Consider the following 20,266-nt stretch of genomic DNA (forward strand, 5'->3'; position numbering starts at 1 on the left):
GTCAAGCATTCACAATGATGCAAAAAAGCAGCTTGATATCGGTAGTCTCGTTCTGGAGTTCGTGTTCCTTTTGCGACAGGCTCATGGAAGCTTTGGCCCAGCTATACGCTTCTGATGAAGGAAGCACTGAAGTGTCAGTGGTGCCTTGGTGCATGTCGGAATGTCCCAACCTGCCGTCTGGGTAGCGTAACCACCCCTCCCATCCCATCAGGATAGCGCCGGTTACCTCCAGAAGTTGCAAAGCTGTAATCGCTTGGGGGTAGGGAAGAACCAGTTCGCTTTGAGATACGGATAACCGTTGCAAGTCAGCCAGTGTCATCGGGATATCCTTGTGTCATGCATACGGTGTCGCGTGTTGAGTAGTTTATGAGGAAAAGGCCTACTCGACTCAGCGCGTATATAGACTATCAATGCATGACAGTATCGTCAGCTTTTGGCTGATTGCTGCCTTTCGCTTGATCGCAATAGTGTCGCTTACTTCCTGAGAAATCCGTTCCAGCATTCCGCTCGATGGGATTGCGAGCTCGCCTGACGCTGTGAGTAATACAACGTGCTATCAGCATGCGTTTAGCGTGTAGGACGTTTTCGTAGGCAGTTCAACATCAGCGGATACCGCGTGTTTAAAACCGATCAAGGTTACGTCCTGAAAGCTACGAAACCTTGCGCCGTGGCCTACAGCTACGCCAGAATCCGCCGACTTGTGCGTCGTCGGCCTTGATTCTATTGTTTCCGTGTCGCTGAAAGTTCAGCGGTCGGGCTTGGAAACTCGACAGGTAAACGACACAAATGCACCTGTTCATAACGCAGTTTTTCGCACTCTGTGCGTCCGTTATGGCGGCTGTGCGTGGGAGACCTTTTAGGTCTGCCGGGCTCGTTTACCCTGGTTTTCCAACCCGCGTACAGTTGCCACCCCTTCGCTTGGAAACGAACGTGGCAGCTCCACCAGTAGACGAGGATTTACCATGTTCAAGGTCACACCCAACCCACCCGACACCGATCCCATTTCCCCCTACCAAAGCCCCGATTCAAAGAAGTTCAACGATGCCGCCGAGCGCGCGCTCGATTATCACTTCCCTTCATTCGCTGACTTCAAAGCCAAACCCCGTACCCCCAGCACACTGTTTGCCGTGGACCCACAAGCTTCGTCCGAAACCCTGACGGTTTACTTGGTGGAGACGCTGGCGTCGGTCGATGTGATGGTCCATCAGTTGGTGGATCACCTGGAGGGTGAAGCGCGCTATGCACTGCTGGGTATTTCAAACAGCATTATGGTGGCGGAGCTCACGGCTAACAGATTGCTGGATCAGACTGATCCGCCGGCGTTAGAGCGAACAGCGGTGGTGGATGAGTAACTGACGTTGGGATGTGTGGCGGTGCCTTTTATGGCGCTGCCGCGCGACCTCGTTGGAACAGGCTCCCTCGCCGCAAGGTCGGTGTTTTTGGGTGCGGCGATGTTGGGTGGTGGCGCTGGGGCTCGAAGCATAATGGCTGGGCTTTCCGCCATTCAATGCCAGATGACTGAGCATCGGAGGCCACCATGAGTGCGAAGAAGAACGCAGACACCGCCGGCGAGGCTGTCAAAGGAGTCGTTCGGGGCAGCCGTGCCAAACGAAATGACGAAGCCTCGGGCCAATTTTTTCGCATGGAGCAGGAATCGACAGTGATTAAAGTGCATCAGGATTCACAGATGGTTTCGATATTGCTCGCGGGTAGCGTGAGCGATGACCGGATGGCGATTTACAGGGCGGTCAAAAACGGTTTTCCGCTGCAGTCGGTGTTGGACATGATCGACAACAGCGAGGTGTTCAAGCAACGCGGCGTGCTGTCGAGAATCATGGGCACGTCTGATCGGATGCTGGCGCGGCGGTTGAAAACGCCGGATGAAGCGTTGACGGCGGAGCAGAGCACGCGCGCACTCAATTATGCCGAGGTGTTGGAGAAGGCCACGCAGCTGCTCGGCTCGCGTGAGCTTGCTGAGCAGTGGATGGTCAAACCGGCGCGGGGCCTGGAAGGTGAGACGCCTATCGACTTGATTTCTAATTCGGTGGGGCATGAGTTGGTGACGGACCTGCTGACGCGCATTGAGTATGGGATCTATTGATGGCGCAAGGTCCGTTAAGCGATGAGGAAACCTAAAGGCCTTGCCACGATTTATGCGGTGCACCCCGAGAGCATTGCCAACTCGAATTGGGCCGTTCGGTGCCGGTTTGCTGAAGCAGTAACCGTTTGTGTTGGTGCCTTCGAGTGTCTGTCGGCATAGCTGCAATCTACTGGTCAATCCGCCGATGGCTCGAGGGCCTGGATTTGATTAACCGACGAAAGCAGCCAATCAAACAGCCAGATAATCCAGCGAACACACTTCCTCATCCAACTCATCAATCGCCTTGATCTGCGCAATCATCGCCTCGGCCAGCGGCGATAACCGATACCCCGCGCGACTGACAATCCCATACCGGGTGTACAGCTCCTCCAGGTCATCCGCGAGCCCGTCGATCTTCAAATACACCAGTTCACCCTTGGCGTTGTGCAGTGCGTCGGAATACGCGCCGACAATCCCGATCGCATCCGATTGCATCACCACACTCAGCAGGCTGTAACTGTTCTCGCACTCCACATTCGGCGTGAAATCCGGCCGGCCGCTCAAATCGACGATGACCTTGCGCAGGTTCGGCGGGCGAATGCTCACCGCCATCGGATAACTCATCAATTGCTCGGCGCTGACGCTGTCGCGAGCGGCCAGCGGGTGCCCGGCGCGGCAGCAGAAATGCCATTTGCGCGGACGCAGCCGCTGGGTCAGGTAATCCGGATCGGCCTCGAACTGACGGGTGTCGGCCACGAAGAATTCGAACTCTTCGCTCAGCAGCCGCTTGCTCAGGCTCTGCCAGTCATCCACCTGAAATTGCACCCGTGCTTTCGGGTAGCGCCCGATGAAGCTGCCAATCGCACGCGGGATCAACCCCGCCGCTGGCGCCGGCCCGCAACCGAAGCGCAACTCGCCCGCCTCCAGGCCATTGAACTGGCTGATCTCGTTGGCCATTTGCTGTGCGCCGCTGACCAGGCGCCGCGCGTGCTCCAGCAGCATCTGCCCTTGTTTGGTCGGCGCCAGGTCCTTGCGCCCGCGATCCACCAACTGACAGCCGACGCTGTGTTCCAGCGCCTGAATGCTGCGGCTGAACGCCGATTGCGAGAGGTTCACCGCCAACGCGCCCGCGACAAAGCTGCGCTGATCGGCGAGGGCGATGAAGTGGCGGAGTTGGCGCAAATCGATATGCATTTTTCACATAAAAAATATCGGGGAAATGCATTGGATATGCATTAGGTCGACTCCTTATAAAGGCAATCTCTTATGCAGTAAATCTTTGTAAAAACATAAATAAATAACTTTTAAGAATATGCACTGCTGAAAAGTCGCTGTGTGTTTTTTGACCTGGAGCCGCTTTATGAGTCCGTTGAACCTTGCGTTTCCCCTCACTCCCCGACGGCTCAAACGCCTGCCCCTGGCCCTGCTGCTGGCGGGGAGCGCCAGTTGGACCCACGGCTACGCGGCCGATGCCGCTTCCCCCGTACCGGCTCCGGCCGGCAAAGCCACCGCCGACAGTTCGCAACTGGAAACCGTGACCGTGACCACGCGCCGCCGCGAAGAAAGTTCGCAGGACGTACCGACGCCGATGAGCGTGGTCAGCGGCCAGACCCTGGAGACGCAGCGGGTCTATCGCATCCAGGACCTGCAACAACTGGTGCCCAGCGTCAACGTTGCCTACATGCATGCGCGGCAATCCAGCGTGTCGATCCGTGGCCTGGGCAACAACCCGGCGAGCGACGGCCTGGAAGGCAGCGTCGGCCTCTACATCGACAACGTTTACCTCGGGCGGCCGGGCATGGCGGTGTTCGATTTGATGGACATCGAGCAGCTCGAAGTGCTGCGCGGTCCGCAAGGCACGCTGTTCGGCAAAAACACCACGGCGGGGGTGATCAATATCAGTACCCGCGCGCCGACGTTCACGCCTGAGCACAGCATCGAAACCTCGGTGGGCGAGGACGGTTACTTCCAGACCAAGGGCACCATTTCCGGCCCGTTGAACGATGAGCTCGCCGGGCGGTTTTCGGCGTACCGCACCCGCAACGACGGCGACATCAAGAACGAATACAACGGCCATGAGTTGAACGGCGGTTCGCGCGACGGCTTCCGTGGGCAGTTGCTGTTCAAGCCGAACGAGTCATTTAACCTGCGCTGGATCGGCGACTACAACGAAGAAGATTCCAGCGCCGGCACCCGCGTGTTGTACGACACCGGGCCGACCATCAACGGCGTCAACCTCTACCAGGCACGGGCCACTGCCGCCGGCGCGACGCTAGTGAACGGCACGCATCGCAAGGTCAATCTGGACAACGATCAACACGTCACCGTGCATCAGGGCGGCACGTCGGTGGAGGCCAACTGGACCTTGCCGAGCGACTTCACCCTGACGTCGATCAGCTCCTACCGCTGGTGGAATTTCACCCCGCGCAACGACGACGGCTTGAATGTCGCGGCGACTTACAACGCCGGCGTGTCGGTGGAGGACAAACAGTACTCCCAGGAATTTCGCCTGGCGTCGCCCAAGGGCGAGTTCTTCGATTACGTGCTGGGGGCGTATTACTTCGGCAACGATCTGGACAACAAATCCTTCGCCTATTACGGCCCGCAAGCGGACATCTGGAACGGCACGCCGCGCGGGGCACTGGCCAACGTCGACAGCGTCGGCAACGGCCACATCAAGACCGACAGCTTCGCGCTGTTCGCCCAAGGCACTTGGCACCTCACCCCGCGCCTGGATTTCACCGCCGGTGTGCGCGGCACCTATGAACAGAAAAACGCCTGGGTCACTCGCGATGCACCGCAGGGTGGCGCGGCAGTCACCGGCGCAGCGGCGACCGCCAGACGTGGCCGCACCGGCGCCTACGATTCAGGCGATTTGAATCAATACAGTTCCAGCCCTTCCGGATTGTTGAACCTCAGTTACCACTTCACCGACGATTTGCTCGGCTACGCAACGCTGTCCCACGGCGAAAAATCCGGCGGAGTGAACCTCGGCGTCGCCTCGGCGCCGGTCGCTGGCGCCGACTCGTTGCTGGTCGGCACCGAGCGCGCCAACAACGCCGAACTCGGTTTCAAGAGCACCTTGTGGGACCGTCGGCTGCAACTCAACGCCAACGTGTTCTGGACCCAGGTCAACGCCTATCAGACCAACGCCTACGACGACGTCAACCGCGTGCAATACCTGACCAACGCCGGTTCAGTGCGCTCACGCGGCGTGGAATTCGACAGCACGCTGATCCCGCTGCGCGGCCTGACGCTGAACATCAACGGCTCCTATAACGACGTCAGTTACCTCTCCTACAAAGATGCGCCATGCCCGCCGGAAGTCAGCCTGGCACCGGGCGCGCCGGCGTCTTGCGACTTGAGCGGCCACCAGGTGGTCGGGGCGTCGAAATGGATCGGTAACGCCAACGGCGAATACAAATGGAACCTCAGTAACGGCTTCGAAGAGTACGTCACCGCCAGCTACGCCTTCCGTTCGAAAGCGGTGGGCATGGTGGAAGATTCCGACTACGGGCAGATCCCGAGTTACGCCGTGGTCAACCTGTCCACGGGCCTGCGTGGCGACTTCAACCAAGGCCAGTGGGACGTCTCGCTCTGGCTGAAAAACGCCTTCGACAAAACCTATTACACGACCCTCTGGACCGGCGGCAACGGCGGTTATGAAGGCTTGCTCGGTACGCCTCGGACGTTGGGTGTGACCGGTCGCTACGACTTCTGATTGGTTATTCAGAAAACGTCCGGGAATACGTAAAAACGGCGAAAAGCCATGCCTTCAATGAATATTTTCGATGCAGCCAAAGCATGGTTTTTTCGCCGTCGCGCCGCAGGCCTTGAACGACGGGCCTTTGCACGTAACGGCAATTCTGCATATGCATTTATGATCTAAATATAACTTCAAAGATTACTTTAAGAGATAAGCGCCTGCGTCAATGATTGGCCCCATCGATACGTCGCCGGGGGATGTCAGGTGCGACGTTTCGGCTTATCCGCACCGCAAAGAGACCGCAGGGAGTTAATCAATGGGCAATGTCCAGACCGCCGCCAGTGCGCATGAGGTGCTGTGGCGCCAGGCACCGGGTGGTGAGTTGGTCGACCTCGGCCGACCGCACCGCGTGCCCTTGGGCCAATTGCGTTTGCAGCGTGCGCCCAAGGGCATCCTGAGCCGCCGCGAAGCGATTCTGCTCGGTGTGCTGGCGTTGCTGGTGCATGGCGCGGTGATTTATTGGCTGAATCAGCAGCCCGTCAAAGCACTGCCGATTGTGCCGCCGGAAATTCCGCCGATGACCATCGAGTTCTCGCGTCCGGCACCGCCTGTGGTCGAGCCGCCGCCACCACCGCCCCCGCCGGCGCCGGTGGTAGAACCGCCGCCGCCGGTGCAAGACGAGCTGGCCGTGAAACCGCCGCCACCGAAACCGATTCCGAAACCGAAACCAGTGGTCAAGCCCGTGCCGAAACCGGCGCCCAAAGCCGTCGAGCAACCGCCCGCGCCGCCACAACCGGCAGCGCCCGTGGCGGCGCCGGCTCCACCCGCCCCACCGGCGCCGGCGCCTGTGACACCGGCTTCGGCCAGTGCCGCTTACCTGAAGAACCCGGCGCCGGAATACCCGTCGCTGGCCCAGCGTCGCGGTTGGGAAGGCACGGTGTTGTTGCGGGTGCACGTACTCGCCAGCGGCAAACCCGGCGAAATCCAGATTCAGAAAAGCAGCGGCCGCGAAGCCCTGGACGAAGCGGCGTTAAGCGCCGTGAAGCGTTGGAGTTTTGTGCCAGCCAAGCAGGGTGATGTCGCCCAGGACGGCTGGGTCAGCGTGCCCATCGATTTCAAGATTCATTAAACCGAAACCTATTTCGCGCGAAACGTTTACACGAGGGAATACATCATGACGTTACTGGCCTCTCCACTTGAATCCATCGAAAGCGCGGTGATCTGGCTGCTGGTGGTTTTTTCCGTAGCCACCTGGGGTTTGGCGTTGCTCAAAGGCGTGCAGTTCGGTCGCCTGAAAGCTCAGGATCGCAAGTTTCATAAACAGTTCTGGGCGGCGTCGAGCCTCGATGCCGCCGCTGAGTTGACTGAAACCGAGCCCGGTGCTGCGGCCCGGGTGGCCCAGGCCGGTTACGCGGCGATTCAGGTGGGTGAGGTGCCGCATGCGAATGACTTGAGCCACGCGATCAATCATCAGGATCGCCTGGAGCGCGCGTTGCGCCAGCAGATCGTACGTGAACGCCGCTCGCTGGAAACCGGCCTGGCCGTGGTCGCGAGTATTGGCAGCACCTCGCCGTTCATTGGTTTGTTCGGCACGGTGTGGGGAATCATGGAGGCATTGAAAGGCATCAGCGCGGCGGGCTCGGCGAGCCTGGAAACGGTGGCCGGACCGATCGGCGCAGCGTTGGTGGCGACCGGTGTGGGGATCGCCGTCGCGGTGCCGGCGGTGCTGGTTTACAACTACTTCTTGCGTCGTTTGAAACTGACGGCGGCGGACCTGGATGACTTCGCCCATGACTTCTACAGCCTGGCGCAGAAGAGTTCGTTCCGCGTATTGATCCACCCGACGGCGCACAAAGCTGCCGCCCAAGGCAACACGCAAAAAGTGAAGGAGGCGTCCTGATATGGCCTTCTCCACGCAAGACAGCGACGAGGTGCTGAGCGAGATCAACGTGACGCCACTGGTGGACGTGATGTTGGTGCTGCTGGTGGTGTTCATCGTCACCGCACCGCTGCTGACCAATGCGATACCGATCAACCTGCCCAAGACCGAAGCCGTGGCGCCGGTGGAGCAGAAAGACCCGCTGGTGGTGAGCATCGACGGTGCGGGAAAACTGTTTATCAACAAGGATGAAATCCAGCCGGATCTGCTGGAATTCAACCTCAAGTCGGCCAAGGCCAAAGACCCGGAAGTGCGTGTGCAATTGCAGGCGGATGACGGGGTGAATTACGGCGAAGTGGCGCGCGCCATGGCGTCGATCGAGCGGGCCGGGATTACCAAATTGTCGGTGATCACCGCGCGCTGACAGGTTTCAAGTTTTCCGGGGCCGTCTCCTTGGCAGGGTGCGGCCCTTTTTTTATTCCCAAGAAAAAACACAAATCCCCCGTGGGAGCGGGCTTGCTCGCGAAGGCGCTGGGTCAGACAACATTGATGCGACTGACCCAGCGCCTTCGCGAGCAAGCCAGCTCCCACAGTGAATGTTTTTATATTCGATATAGGTCTTAATAAATAGCTTCTTATTCCTTAACGAATATAAATACCGTCCCTATACTCGACCAGGAACAGACACGCAGCAGGAGAGTTCCCCCATGCGCAACGAATCAATTCGCTACCTGATTGTGCCGGGCTGGCAAGGATCGCCGGAAGATCATTGGCAAACTCACTGGCAGAATAGCCTGCCGAACAGCGCGCGGGTGGAGCAGGCCGACTGGCTGACACCGCGTCGTGAAGACTGGGTGGCCGCGTTGGCCGAGGCGATTGCCGCCGACAGCACGCCAGTGATCCTGATTGCTCACAGCCTGGGCTGTGTCACGGTTGCCCACTGGGCCGCCACCGCCCCTTTGAATTTCTTGCGCCAGGTGCGCGGTGCCTTGCTGGTGGCACCGGCCGACGTCGAGCGCCCGGCCTGCGCGCCGGCCCTGCGCAACTTCGCACCGATTCCCACCACCCTGTTACCGTTCCCGAGCCAGGTCGTGAGTTCCGACAACGACAGCGCCGTCAGTGCGCCGCGCGCGTTGGAACTGGCGCGTAACTGGGGCGCCGAGGCCGGGATTCTGGCCGGTGCCGGACACATCAACGTGAAGTCCGGGCATCAGCGCTGGGAGCAGGGTTTCGCTTATCTCTATCGCTTGCAAAACCGCATGGAACATCACGCGCTGCGCCGCGCTTGAACCTTCTATTTTTTTAATATCGCCCCCCGTCTCCCGGCGGTTTTGGGCGGGAGTCTGCCATGAGTTTTGAAGTTTTCGGTCAGCCACTGCTGACCTTCCCCGATGCAGAAAAAAGTCCGTTGAGCATCCGCGCCAAGGCGCTGGTGTTCGTCGATCCGCGCTCGCGGCAGTTGCGCCAGGAATTGGAGCAACTGGCACCGCGTGCGATCTCGGTGCTGATTCGCGGTGAAACCGGCAGCGGCAAGGAATTGCTGGCGCGGCACATCCATCGCGGCAGTGATCGTGGCGGGCTGTTCGTCTCGGTCAATTGCGGCGCGATCAGCCCGACGTACGCCGATGCCGAGTTGTTCGGTTATGCGGCCGGCAGCTTCAGCGGTTCGGCGAGCAGTCGTGCCGGTTGGTTCGGTTCGGCCAATGGCGGCACGCTGTACCTGGATGAGATCGGCGACCTGCCGTTGCCGATCCAGATCAAATTGCTGGCCGCGCTGGAAAACCACGAAGTCACCCGCGTCGGCGCGCCGCAGCCGAGCCCGGTGGACGTGCGTCTGGTGGCCGCGACCAGCATCGATCTGGCGCAAGCGGTGGCGGCCGGCAAATTCCATGAGCGGCTTTACCATTACCTGATTGAAGGTCAGCTGGAGTTGCCGGCGTTGCGCGAACGGGTCGGCGACATCCTGTCGCTGTCGGAATATTTCCTCGGTATCTACAGCCAGCGCCTGGACCTGCCCGTGCCACTGATCAGCGAAGCCGCGCAGCACGTGTTGGAGCAGCACAGTTGGCCGGGCAACACCCGTGAACTGGAGAACGTCATTCACTTCGCGCTGCTGGTCAGCACCGGCGACGAGATCTTGCCGGAGCATCTGAACCTACCGGCGGCGTCGCCGTCGCTGGTGCAGATCGGGCAGCAGGTGGCGCAACTGGTGAAAAACGGCACGGCCGCCGAGCGCTCGGCGCTCAAGGATTTACTCGAAAGCCTGAGCCAGACGCTGTGACCCTTTGTGGGAGCGGGCTTGCTCGCGAAAGCGCTGGGTCAGACGACATTGATAGTGACTGACCCCGCGCATTCGCGAGCAAGCCCGCTCCCACATCAGGTAATCCGTGCGCTGGCGCTTTAGGAACAAAATGGAATATCAAAGTGAATAAAAGATATTGTTCGGGAATAAAAAATCCCGGTATTGTCCGCTTCACGCCAGCGATAGCATTTCGCTGGCACACCCATGTTTAGCCGTCGCCGTTGGCGACCGTGATTTTCGATAAGGACACTGCATGAAAAAGGTTCTGTTGTTCACCGCACTGGCGGCTGCCCTGACCGCAAGCCTGGCCCAGGCTGGCGAGAAACTGGTGGTTGCGGCGACCCCGATCCCACACGCCGAGATTCTCGAACTGATCAAGCCAACCCTCGCCAAAGAAGGCGTGGACCTGGAAATCAAAGTCTTCACCGACTACGTTCAGCCGAACGTGCAGGTCGCCGAAAAGCATCTGGATGCCAACTACTTCCAGACCAAGCCTTACCTGGACAGCTTCAACAAAGGCAAAGGTACTGACCTGGTCACCGTGATCGGCGTCCACGTTGAACCGTTCGGTGGCTACTCGAGCAAATACAAAACCCTGGCTGAACTGCCAAACGGCGCGACCATCGCCCTGCCAAACGAAGGCAGCAACAGCGGCCGTGCCCTGATCCTGCTGCAGAAGGCTGGCCTGATCGAGCTGAAAGACCCGACAAACGCTCTGTCTACGCCGAAAGACATCGCCAAGAACCCGCACAACTTCAAGTTCAAGGAACTGGAATCGGCCATGCTGCCGCGCGTCCTGAAGGAAGTGGATCTGGACCTGATCAACACCAACTATGCACTGGAAGCCGGTTTGAACCCGGCTAAAGATGCGCTGATCATCGAAGGCGCGGATTCGCCTTACGTGAACTTCCTCGTCGCTCGTCCGGACAACAAGAACAGCGACGCGGTCCAGAAACTGGCCAAGGCACTGACCAGCCCGGAAGTGAAAGCGTTCATCGAGAAGAAGTACAGCGGCGCGGTATTGCCAGCGTTCTGATTCGACGCAGCATCAAACCCCAAAGGTTTCGAACGCCGACGGCTAACACTAGCGTCGGCGTTTTTGTATGCCTGCACAAAACCCCCTGTGGGAGCGGGCTTGCTCGCGAAGGCGGTGAATCAGTCGAAACCGATGTCGGCTGACACTGCGCCTTCGCGAGCAAGCCCGCTCCCACAGGGGGATGCGGGTGGTTCAGACGATTCAGGCCACCCTGGCCTTCAACGCCCTGTGCAACGCCACCAGCAACTTCACAATCTCTTGCGGATCCAGCCGCTGGGGCACTTTTACGTCAGCCATGTTCTCTTCCTTGTGATGGTTTGGCCGAGGGAGTCTGGCCACAAGCTGTACGTCCTTGGAGGGGTATTTCGAAAAAAAGATCCTTCCTACAGCGCAAAGGAAAATAGTCGTCTTCCGCAGCCGTGGCAAATCCGCAGGATAGTTTTTTGGGTGATATCAATATGCTTTAACGGTATTTAAATTCTTTTTCTTATGCCTTTAAAGTCAGTGCCTGCCGGGCGGTTATCCATCGCCCCTGGACCGCATCACCGTCGCTTACCGAGTGGCGTTCAGGATTTTCAATGACCTTCGATTACGCTTTTATCCTCAGCACCCTGCCGGCGTTTCTCAAAGCCGTGGGCGTGACACTGCAGGTCGGTTTCATCGCCATTGGCACCTCGTTGCTGGTGGCGCTGCTCAACGCGACGATATTGGTGTTTCGTACGCCCTACCTGCGACGCCTGGTCGGGCTCTATGTCGAACTCGCGCGCAACACCCCTCTGTTGATCCAGCTGTTCTTCGTCTACTTCGCCTTGCCGGCGCTGGGCATCAGGGTGTCGGGGTTCGCCGCGGCGATCATCACCATGACCTTCCTCGGCGGCGCGTACCTCACCGAAGTGCTGCGCGCCGGTGTCGAAGCGGTGCCCCAGGCGCAACTCGAATCCGGCCGCTCGATCGGCCTGTCTCACGGGCAACTGCTGCGCTACGTGATCCTGCCGCAGGCCGGCATCCTCAGCCTGCCGTCGCTGTTCGCCAATTTCATTTTCCTGCTCAAGGAAACCACCGTGGTCTCCGCCGTGGCCGTGCCGGAAATCCTCTACACCACCAAAAGCTACATCGCGCTCTACTACAAAACCTACGAAATGCTCGCCGTGCTGACGCTGATCTGCGTGCTGCTGTTCTTGCCGTTGTCGCTGCTGCTCAGCCGTCTGGAAAGGAGGCTCCAGCATGGCCAGTTCGGGTCTTGAGTTGTTGTGGGTGTCGTTGCCGCAATTGGGCAAGGGCGCTGCGCAAACCTTGTCGATTTCTTTCCTGAGCATCGCCTTCAGCACGGTTGGCGGCGTGGTTTACGGTGTGTTACGCACGCTGAATTCGACATGGCTGAATGCGATTCTGCGGGTCTATCTGGAGTTGTTCCGGGCGATCCCGGTGTTGGTTTGGCTGTATCTGCTGTTCTTCGGCCTGCCGATTTTTTTTGGCCTGAGCATTGCGAGCTTCTGGTGCGCGGTGCTGGTGCTGTCGCTGTGGGGCGCCAGCGAAGTCGGCGAAGTGGTGCGCGGCGCGTTGCATTCGCTGCCTCGCGGCCAACGGGAGGCAGGGTTGTCGATTGGCCTGGACGGCCCGCAACTCTACGGTTACGTGCTGCTGCCGCAGGCGCTGAAACGCATGACGCCGCCGACCATCAATGTCTACACGCGCATCATCAAGACCAGTTCGCTGGCGGTGCTGATCGGTGTGGTGGACGTGATCAAGGTCGGCCAGCAGATCATCGAACGCACTTACGAATCGGTGCTGATCTACGGCGCACTGTTCCTGTTTTTCTTTTTCATCTGCTACCCGCTGTCGGCCGCCTCGCGCGTGCTGGAGCGGCGCTGGACGCAAGCATGAGCGCATTGATCGAGTTCAAGGGTTTCAACAAGTTTTTCGGCGAGCAACAGGTGCTCAAAGCGATCGACCTGCAAGTGAAGCCTGGCGAAGTCATCGTCATCCTCGGCCCCAGCGGTTGCGGCAAAAGCACCTTGCTGCGTTGCCTCAACGGTTTGGAAATCGCCCACAGCGGCAGCCTGAAATTCAACGGCCGTGAACTGCTGGACAAGGGCACCGACTGGCGCGATGTGCGCCAGCAGATCGGCATGGTGTTCCAGAGTTATCACCTGTTTCCGCACATGAACGTGCTCGATAACGTGCTGCTCGGCCCGGTCAAAGTGCAGAAGCGCGAGCGCGGCGAAGCCCGCGCCCAGGCCGAAGCGTTGCTCGACCGTGTGGGCCTGCTGGACAAGCGCGACGCCTTCCCGCGTCAGCTCTCCGGCGGCCAGCAACAACGGATCGCCATCGTCCGCTCGCTGTGCATGAACCCCAAAGTCATGCTGTTCGACGAAGTCACCGCCGCCCTCGACCCGGAGATGGTCAAGGAAGTGCTGGAAGTGATTCAAGGCCTGGCCCGCGAAGGCATGACCCTGTTGATCGTCACCCACGAAATGGCCTTCGCCCGTGCCGTGGCTGACCGCATTGTGTTCATGGATGGCGGACGCATCCTTGAGCAAAACCCTCCCGAGATTTTCTTTACGAACCCGCAAACCGCACGAGCGCAGCAGTTCCTGGAGAAGTTCTCCTACGTCGCCGCCTTACCCAAAACGACTCAAACAAAGGAACTGCAACTGCCATGAAAACTGCCAAGTCTTGCCTCTTTCTCCTGCCGTTGCTCGGCCTCGCCTTGCTCGCGGGCTGCAACAAAACCGATGAACCAGCCAAACCCAAAGTCGCCAGCGAAAGCACCGCGCCGGCCGGCTACCTGGACAAAATCAAAGCCAGGGACAAGCTGATTGTCGGCGTGTTCACCGACAAACCACCGTTCGGTTTTGTCGACGAGGCCGGACGTTACGTCGGTTTCGATACCGACATCGCCCGTCGATTCGCCAAGGATCTGCTGGGCGATGAAAACAAGGTCGAGTTTGTTGCGGTGGAACCGGCCAGCCGCATTCCATTCCTGCAAAGCGACAAGGTCGATTTGATTCTGGCCAACATGACGGTCACTCCGGAGCGCAAGGAAGCGGTGGAATTCACCATCCCGAACCTCAAGGTCGCGGTGCAGGCGCTGGTGCCGCAGGCGAGTGCGGTGAAAAACCTGGATGACCTGGCGACACGCACCACCATCGTCACCACCGGTACTACGGCGGATATCTGGCTGACCAAGAACCACCCGGACTGGAAGCTGCTGAAGTTCGAGAAAAACTCCGAATCCCTGCAAGCCCTGGCCAATGGTCGTGGCGATGCGTATGCGCAGGACAATCTGGTGCTGTTCAGCTGGGCCAAGCAGAACCCTGGCTACCGCGTGTTGACCCAGACCCTGGGCGCAGAAGCGCCGATTGCGCCGGCGGTGAAGAAGGGCAACATCGAGTTGCGCGATTGGGTGAATACCGAGTTGGCGAAGCTGGGTGAGGAGAAGTACTTGCTCAAGCTGTATGACCAATACGTGCGTAAAGAACTGAGCGATGACACCAAGCCTGAAAGCGTGATTGTTGAAGGGGGCAAGTGGCAGGGTTAATGCTCTGGAGGATGCGCTGATCCTTCGATAGCCTTCGCGAGCAAGCCCGCTCCCACATTGGAATGCATTTCAAATGGGGGAGCGGGCTTCTGTGGTGAGAAAGCTTCTGTGGCGAGGGGGCTTGCCCCCGTTCGACTGCGCAGCAGTCGCCTTCGGTGTCACTGAAAAAAAACAGTGGGGCCGCTTCGCAGCCCAACGGGGGCAAGCCCCCTCGCCACAGGTCATTCACTGGCCAAGATTCACAAAGCCACAGGTCATTCACTGGCCAAGATTCACAAAGCCACAGGTCATTCATTGGCCAAGATTCACAAAACCACAGGTCATTCATTGGCCAAGGTTCACTAAGACAGGTTATTCACAGAGCCACAGGAACACAGCAAACCTGTGCGCCCATTGAACCCTGTTCTAAGCTCACAGTCGTATCGCCATTGGCACGTCCGTACAACGCAAAGGAGTCTGCATGGCTGGTCCCGGATTGAAAACAGTGGTTGGCCTGAGCCTCCTGGTCCTGCTGAGCGCCTGCGGCGACAAAAAGCAGGTCGAAAAGGACCTGCCGCGCGTCTTTGTGCAAGAGGTCAAACCCGCTGACTACGCGGCTTCCGTGACCCTGACCGGCGACGTCCAGGCGCGGGTGCAGACTGATTTGTCGTTTCGCGTGGGCGGCAAGATCATCCAGCGCATGGTCGATGTCGGTGACCGGGTGTCGGCCAAGCAAGTGCTGGCCAAACTCGATCCCAAGGATTTGCAGACCAACGTCGATTCGGCCCAGGCCCAGGTCGTCGCCGAACAGGCCCGGGTCAAGCAGACCGCCGCTGCATTCGTCCGCCAGCAGAAACTCCTGCCCAAGGGCTACACCAGTCGCAGCGAATTCGATTCCGCCCAAGCCGCCTTGCGCAGCAGTCAGAGCGCGTTGGCCGCTGCCCAGGCGCAACTGGCCAACGCCCGTGAACAATTGAGCTACACCTCGCTGATTGCCGAAGCGCCGGGGATTATCACCGCGCGCCAGGCCGAAGTCGGTCAGGTGGTGCAGGCGACGGTGCCGATTTACAGCCTTGCCCGCGACGGCGACCGCGATGCGGTGTTCAACGTCTACGAATCGCTGCTGACCACAGAACCGGAAGATAAAACCATCGTGGTCAGCCTGCTCGACAACCCGAACATCAAGACCACCGGCACCGTGCGCGAAATCACCCCGGCGGTGTCGGCGCAGACCGGCACCGTGCAAGTCAAAGTCACGCTCAACAGCCTGCCCGACGGCATGCAATTAGGTTCTGTTGTGAGCGCCACGGCCAAGCAGCCGGGCACGTCGGCGGTGGAACTGCCGTGGTCGGCGTTGACCAAAAACATCAGCGAACCGGCCGTTTGGCTGGTCGACGCCGACGGCAAGGCGCAACTGCACACCGTCACGGTGGGGCGTTACCTGACCGGCAAAGTCATCATCAGCGGCGGCCTGAACGCCGGCGACAAAGTGATCATCGCCGGCGGCCAGTTGTTGCACCCTGGCATGAAAGTCGAAATCGCTGAAAACACCTACAAGGATTTGGCCGTGGGAGCCCAGCCATGAAGCGTCTGTTACTGGTGTGTGCCGGTGTGATGCTGGTGGCCTGCTCGAAAAAGGAACCGCCACCGGAACCCGTGCGGCCGGTGCTGTCGGTCAAGGTCGAGGCTTTGAATGAAGAAAGTCTCGGCCGCTTTGCCGGCAGTATCCAGGCCCGCTACGAAAGCAACGTCGGGTTCCGGGTGCCGGGCAGAATCGCCAGCCGCGCGGTTGATGTCGGTGCTGAAGTCGACAAAGGCGCATTGCTTGCCACGCTCGACCCGACCGATCAACAAAACCAGTTGCGTGCCGCCCAAGGTGATCTGGCCAACATTCAGGCGCAATTCATCAATGCCCAGGCCAGCGCCCGGCGTCAGCAGGAATTGTTCGATCGCGGCGTCGGTGCGCAAGCGCAACTCGATGTTGCCCAGACCGACCTGAAAACCACTCAGGCGTCCCTCGATCAAGCGAAGGCCGCGGTGGATCAGGCCAAGGACCAACTCAACTACGTCGAACTGCGCGCCGACCACAAAGCCGTGGTCACCGCGTGGAATGCCGAAGCCGGCCAGGTCGTGACGGCCGGGCAGCAAGTGGTGACGCTGGCGCAACCCGACATCAAGGAAGCGGTGATCGATCTGCCGGACATCCTGGTCGACCAATTGCCCGCCGACGTGGTGTTTCAGGTTGCCGCGCAACTGGACCCGAGCATCAATACCACCGCCGTGGTTCGCGAAATCGAACCCCAGGCCCAGAGCGCGACCCGTACCCGTCGCGCGCGCCTGACCCTGGCCGAGACGCCGCCTGGCTTTCGCCTGGGCACGGCGATCAGCGTGACCCTCAGCTCCGCGATCAAACCGCGCATCGAACTGCCCCTTACCGCGCTGCAAGAAGTCGATGGCCAGGCACGTATCTGGGTCATCGATACCCAAAATAAAACCGTGTCACCCCGTGATGTCCGTGTGATCAGTCGCACGGACGATACCGTGGTGCTGGCGGACGGCGTGAAGGCTGGCGAGCATGTCGTCAGTGCCGGTGTGAATAGCCTGAAACCCGGGCAACCCGTGAAATTCGACGAGGACCGCCCACAATGAAAGGGAGTTTCAACTTATCCGAATGGGCCATCAAACATCAGTCGTTTGTCTGGTACCTGATGTTCGTCGCGCTGCTGATGGGCGTGTTCTCGTACATGAACCTGGGCCGCGAGGAAGACCCGTCCTTCACCATCAAAACCATGGTGATCCAGACCCGCTGGCCAGGCGCGACGCAAGAGGAAACCCTCAAGCAGGTCACCGACCGCATCGAGAAAAAACTCGAAGAGCTCGACTCCCTCGACTACGTGAAAAGCTACACGCGGCCCGGCGAATCGACGGTGTTCGTCTACCTGCGCGACACCACCAGCGCCAAGGACATTCCGGAAATCTGGTACCAGGTGCGCAAGAAGATCAACGACATTCGCGGCGAGTTCCCCCAGGGCCTGCAAGGGCCGGGGTTCAACGACGAGTTCGGTGATGTCTACGGTTCGGTGTATGCCTTTACCGCTGACGGCTTGTCGATGCGCCAGTTGCGCGACTACGTGGAGCAGGTGCGCGCGGCGATTCGCGACGTGCCGGGGCTGGGCAAGGTCGAGATGGTCGGTGAGCAGGATGAAGTCCTGTACCTGAATTTCTCCACGCGCAAACTGGCGGCGCTGGGCATCGATCAGCGGCAGGTGGTGCAGAGCCTGCAATCACAGAACGCCGTGACCCCGGCGGGGGTGATCGAGGCCGGTCCGGAACGGATTTCCGTGCGCACCTCAGGGCAGTTCGCTTCTGAAAAGGACCTGGAAAACGTCAACCTGCGGCTCAACGACCGCTTCTATCGCCTGGCCGATATCGCTGAAATCAGCCGGGGTTACGTCGACCCGGCCACCCCTGAATTTCGTTTCAACGGTCACCCGGCCATCGGCCTGGCCATCGCGATGAAGAAGGGCGGCAACATTCAGGAGTTCGGCAAGGCGTTGCATCAACGCATGACCGACCTGACCGCCGACCTGCCGGTGGGCGTGGGCGTACACAACGTGTCCGATCAGGCCGACGTGGTGGAAAAAGCAGTCGGCGGCTTCACCAGCGCGCTGTTCGAGGCGGTGGTCATCGTGCTGATCGTCAGCTTCATCAGCCTCGGCGTGCGCGCCGGTCTGGTGGTGGCGTGCTCGATTCCGCTGGTGCTGGCGATGGTCTTCGTCTTCATGGAATACAGCGGAATCACCATGCAGCGGATTTCCCTCGGCGCGCTGATCATCGCCCTCGGCCTGCTGGTGGACGACGCGATGATCACCGTGGAGATGATGGTCACGCGCCTGGAAATGGGCGAGACCAAGGAGCAGGCGGCCACATTCGCCTACACCTCGACCGCGTTCCCGATGCTCACCGGCACGCTGGTGACCGTGGCCGGGTTCGTGCCGATTGGCCTCAACGCCAGCTCGGCCGGCGAGTACACCTTCACCCTGTTTGCGGTGATCGCGGTGGCGATGCTGGTGTCGTGGGTCGTCGCGGTGCTGTTCGCACCGGTGATCGGCGTGCACATCCTCAGCGCCAATGTGAAACCGCACTCGGCCGAGCCGGGTCGCATCGGCCGTGGGTTCAATCACGGCATGCTGTGGGCGATGCGCAATCGCTGGTGGGCCATCGGCATCACCCTCGGGCTGTTCGTGGCGTCGGTGTACTCCATGCAGTTCGTGCAAAACCAGTTTTTCCCGTCCTCGGACCGCCCGGAAATTCTCGTCGACCTCAACCTGCCGCAAAACGCCTCCATCGCCGAAACCCGCAAAGCGGTGGACAAGCTCGAAGCGACGCTCAAGGACGACCCGGACATCGTGCGCTGGAGCACCTACATCGGCGAGGGCGCGATCCGTTTCTACCTGCCCCTCGACCAGCAACTGCAAAACCCGTACTACGCGCAACTGGTGATCGTCAGCAAAGGCCTGGAGTCACGCGCCGCCCTCAGCCAGCGCTTGCGCGAGCGGCTGCGCAAGGATTTTGTCGGCATCGGCAGCTATGTTCAGGCGCTGGAAATGGGCCCGCCGGTGGGGCGGCCGATTCAGTACCGGGTCAGCGGCAACGACATCGACCAGGTGCGCAAACACGCGATCGAACTGGCCACCGAGCTGGATAAAAACTCGCACATCGGCGAAATCATTTACGACTGGAACGAGCCGGGCAAAGTCCTGCGTATCGACATCGCGCAGGACAAGGCGCGGCAATTGGGGTTGTCGTCGGAAGACGTGGCCAATCTGATGAACAGCATCGTCGTCGGTTCGCCAGTGACGCAGGTCGATGACGATATCTACCTGATCAACGTGGTCGGCCGCGCCGTCGATGCGGAGCGCGGCACGCCGGAAACCCTGCAAAACCTGCAGATCGTCACGCCGAGCGGCACCTCGATTCCGCTGCTGGCGTTCGCCACGGTGCGGTACGAACTGGAGCAGCCGCTGGTGTGGCGCCGCGACCGCAAGCCGACCATCACCGTCAAGGCGGCGGTGCGCGACGAGATTCAGCCGACCGACCTGGTCAAGCAGTTGAAACCGGACATCGACAAATTCGCGGCCGGCCTACCGGTCGGTTACAAGGTCGCCACGGGCGGCACGGTCGAGGAAAGCGGCAAGGCCCAGGGGCCGATTGCCAAAGTCGTGCCGTTGATGCTGTTTCTGATGGCGACCTTTTTGATGATCCAGTTGCACAGCGTGCAGAAGATGTTCCTGGTGGCCAGCGTCGCGCCGCTCGGCTTGATCGGCGTGGTGCTGGCGCTGATCCCGACCGGCACGCCGATGGGCTTCGTGGCGATCCTGGGGATTCTCGCGCTGATCGGCATCATCATCCGCAACTCGGTGATCCTGGTGACCCAGATCGATGCCTACGAGAAGGACGGCTATGTGCCGTGGGACGCGGTGGTGCAAGCCACGGAACATCGTCGTCGCCCGATTCTGTTGACGGCGGCAGCGGCGAGCCTGGGCATGATCCCGATTGCCCGGGAAGTGTTCTGGGGGCCGATGGCGTACGCGATGATTGGCGGGATTATCATCGCGACGCTGCTGACGCTGCTGTTTTTGCCGGCGCTGTACGTGGCCTGGTACAAAATCCGCGAGCCGAAGAAAGAAGCGCAGTAAGGCACAAACCCTGTGGGAGCGGGCTTGCTCGCGAAAGCGGTTGC

Annotated in this window: 18 protein-coding genes; 16 read left to right on the forward strand and 2 right to left on the reverse strand. The window is 60.0% G+C overall.

Annotated elements, in window-relative coordinates:
- Position 1: 1 nt before the first annotated feature.
- Complete coding sequence (locus tag ACQKP4_RS08040; RefSeq protein ID WP_427632014.1) at positions 2-319, reverse strand: hypothetical protein; 318 nt, start codon at positions 317-319, stop codon at positions 2-4.
- 643 nt (positions 320-962) lie between these two features.
- Between ACQKP4_RS08040 and ACQKP4_RS08045 the strand changes: the two genes are divergently transcribed.
- Together ACQKP4_RS08045 and parS are read left to right on the forward strand one after the other, a co-directional pair.
- Positions 963-1,352 carry a DUF6124 family protein gene (locus ACQKP4_RS08045; RefSeq protein WP_427632016.1) on the forward strand — a complete coding sequence of 130 codons (390 nt, stop codon included), beginning with the start codon at positions 963-965 and terminating at the stop codon, positions 1,350-1,352.
- Between the two features lie 185 nt (positions 1,353-1,537).
- Positions 1,538-2,101 carry a type II RES/Xre toxin-antitoxin system antitoxin gene (parS, locus tag ACQKP4_RS08050; protein ID WP_427632018.1) on the forward strand — a complete coding sequence of 188 codons (564 nt, stop codon included), beginning with the start codon at positions 1,538-1,540 and terminating at the stop codon, positions 2,099-2,101.
- Between the two features lie 228 nt (positions 2,102-2,329).
- Here the strand turns inward: parS and ACQKP4_RS08055 are convergent, their stop codons facing one another.
- Positions 2,330-3,274 (reverse strand): LysR family transcriptional regulator, encoded by a 945-nt coding sequence (locus tag ACQKP4_RS08055; protein WP_427632020.1) that lies wholly within the window; start codon positions 3,272-3,274, stop codon positions 2,330-2,332.
- A gap of 166 nt (positions 3,275-3,440) precedes the next feature.
- Between ACQKP4_RS08055 and ACQKP4_RS08060 the strand changes: the two genes are divergently transcribed.
- The 14 genes from ACQKP4_RS08060 to ACQKP4_RS08125 all read left to right on the forward strand — a co-directional run bounded on the left by ACQKP4_RS08060 (position 3,441) and on the right by ACQKP4_RS08125 (position 20,222).
- Positions 3,441-5,801, forward strand: coding sequence for a TonB-dependent receptor (locus ACQKP4_RS08060; RefSeq protein WP_427632022.1), 2,361 nt, complete (start codon positions 3,441-3,443; stop codon positions 5,799-5,801).
- A gap of 301 nt (positions 5,802-6,102) precedes the next feature.
- Positions 6,103-6,915, forward strand: a complete 813-nt coding sequence (locus ACQKP4_RS08065) for an energy transducer TonB (RefSeq protein WP_427632024.1) — start codon at positions 6,103-6,105, stop codon at positions 6,913-6,915.
- Between the two features lie 45 nt (positions 6,916-6,960).
- A complete protein-coding gene (locus ACQKP4_RS08070) occupies positions 6,961-7,686 on the forward strand; it encodes a MotA/TolQ/ExbB proton channel family protein (protein ID WP_427632026.1) in 726 nt (241 codons plus the stop codon).
- Position 7,687: 1 nt separating this feature from the next.
- Entirely contained in the window at positions 7,688-8,089 is a 402-nt protein-coding gene (locus ACQKP4_RS08075; protein WP_003220570.1) for an ExbD/TolR family protein, read from the forward strand.
- A gap of 283 nt (positions 8,090-8,372) precedes the next feature.
- A complete protein-coding gene (locus ACQKP4_RS08080) occupies positions 8,373-8,954 on the forward strand; it encodes an alpha/beta hydrolase (RefSeq protein WP_427632028.1) in 582 nt (193 codons plus the stop codon).
- A 59-nt stretch (positions 8,955-9,013) separates the two neighbouring features.
- A complete protein-coding gene (locus tag ACQKP4_RS08085; protein ID WP_427632030.1) occupies positions 9,014-9,946 on the forward strand; it encodes a sigma 54-interacting transcriptional regulator in 933 nt (310 codons plus the stop codon).
- A gap of 274 nt (positions 9,947-10,220) precedes the next feature.
- Positions 10,221-11,003: a MetQ/NlpA family ABC transporter substrate-binding protein gene (locus ACQKP4_RS08090; protein WP_427632032.1), complete on the forward strand. Its 783-nt coding sequence runs from the start codon at positions 10,221-10,223 to the stop codon at positions 11,001-11,003.
- A gap of 578 nt (positions 11,004-11,581) precedes the next feature.
- The gene (locus tag ACQKP4_RS08095) at positions 11,582-12,247 is read left to right on the forward strand and encodes an amino acid ABC transporter permease (protein ID WP_427632034.1); all 666 of its coding nucleotides are present in this window, start codon (positions 11,582-11,584) and stop codon (positions 12,245-12,247) included.
- Positions 12,228-12,887 carry an amino acid ABC transporter permease gene (locus ACQKP4_RS08100; protein WP_427632036.1) on the forward strand — a complete coding sequence of 220 codons (660 nt, stop codon included), beginning with the start codon at positions 12,228-12,230 and terminating at the stop codon, positions 12,885-12,887. Before ACQKP4_RS08095 ends, ACQKP4_RS08100 begins: the two co-directional genes overlap by 20 nt.
- Positions 12,884-13,666: an amino acid ABC transporter ATP-binding protein gene (locus ACQKP4_RS08105; protein ID WP_427632038.1), complete on the forward strand. Its 783-nt coding sequence runs from the start codon at positions 12,884-12,886 to the stop codon at positions 13,664-13,666. Before ACQKP4_RS08100 ends, ACQKP4_RS08105 begins: the two co-directional genes overlap by 4 nt.
- Positions 13,663-14,544 carry a transporter substrate-binding domain-containing protein gene (locus ACQKP4_RS08110; RefSeq protein WP_427632040.1) on the forward strand — a complete coding sequence of 294 codons (882 nt, stop codon included), beginning with the start codon at positions 13,663-13,665 and terminating at the stop codon, positions 14,542-14,544. Before ACQKP4_RS08105 ends, ACQKP4_RS08110 begins: the two co-directional genes overlap by 4 nt.
- Before the next feature lie 460 nt (positions 14,545-15,004).
- Positions 15,005-16,108 carry an efflux RND transporter periplasmic adaptor subunit gene (locus tag ACQKP4_RS08115; protein ID WP_427632042.1) on the forward strand — a complete coding sequence of 368 codons (1,104 nt, stop codon included), beginning with the start codon at positions 15,005-15,007 and terminating at the stop codon, positions 16,106-16,108.
- Complete coding sequence (locus ACQKP4_RS08120; protein ID WP_427632044.1) at positions 16,105-17,172, forward strand: efflux RND transporter periplasmic adaptor subunit; 1,068 nt, start codon at positions 16,105-16,107, stop codon at positions 17,170-17,172. The genes ACQKP4_RS08115 and ACQKP4_RS08120 overlap by 4 nt, the downstream gene beginning before the upstream one ends.
- Positions 17,169-20,222, forward strand: a complete 3,054-nt coding sequence (locus tag ACQKP4_RS08125; RefSeq protein WP_427632046.1) for an efflux RND transporter permease subunit — start codon at positions 17,169-17,171, stop codon at positions 20,220-20,222. Before ACQKP4_RS08120 ends, ACQKP4_RS08125 begins: the two co-directional genes overlap by 4 nt.
- The last annotated feature ends 44 nt before the right edge of the window (positions 20,223-20,266 follow it).

Source organism: Pseudomonas sp. NPDC086278 (assembly GCF_050280905.1).
Taxonomy (GTDB): Bacteria; Pseudomonadota; Gammaproteobacteria; order Pseudomonadales; family Pseudomonadaceae; genus Aquipseudomonas.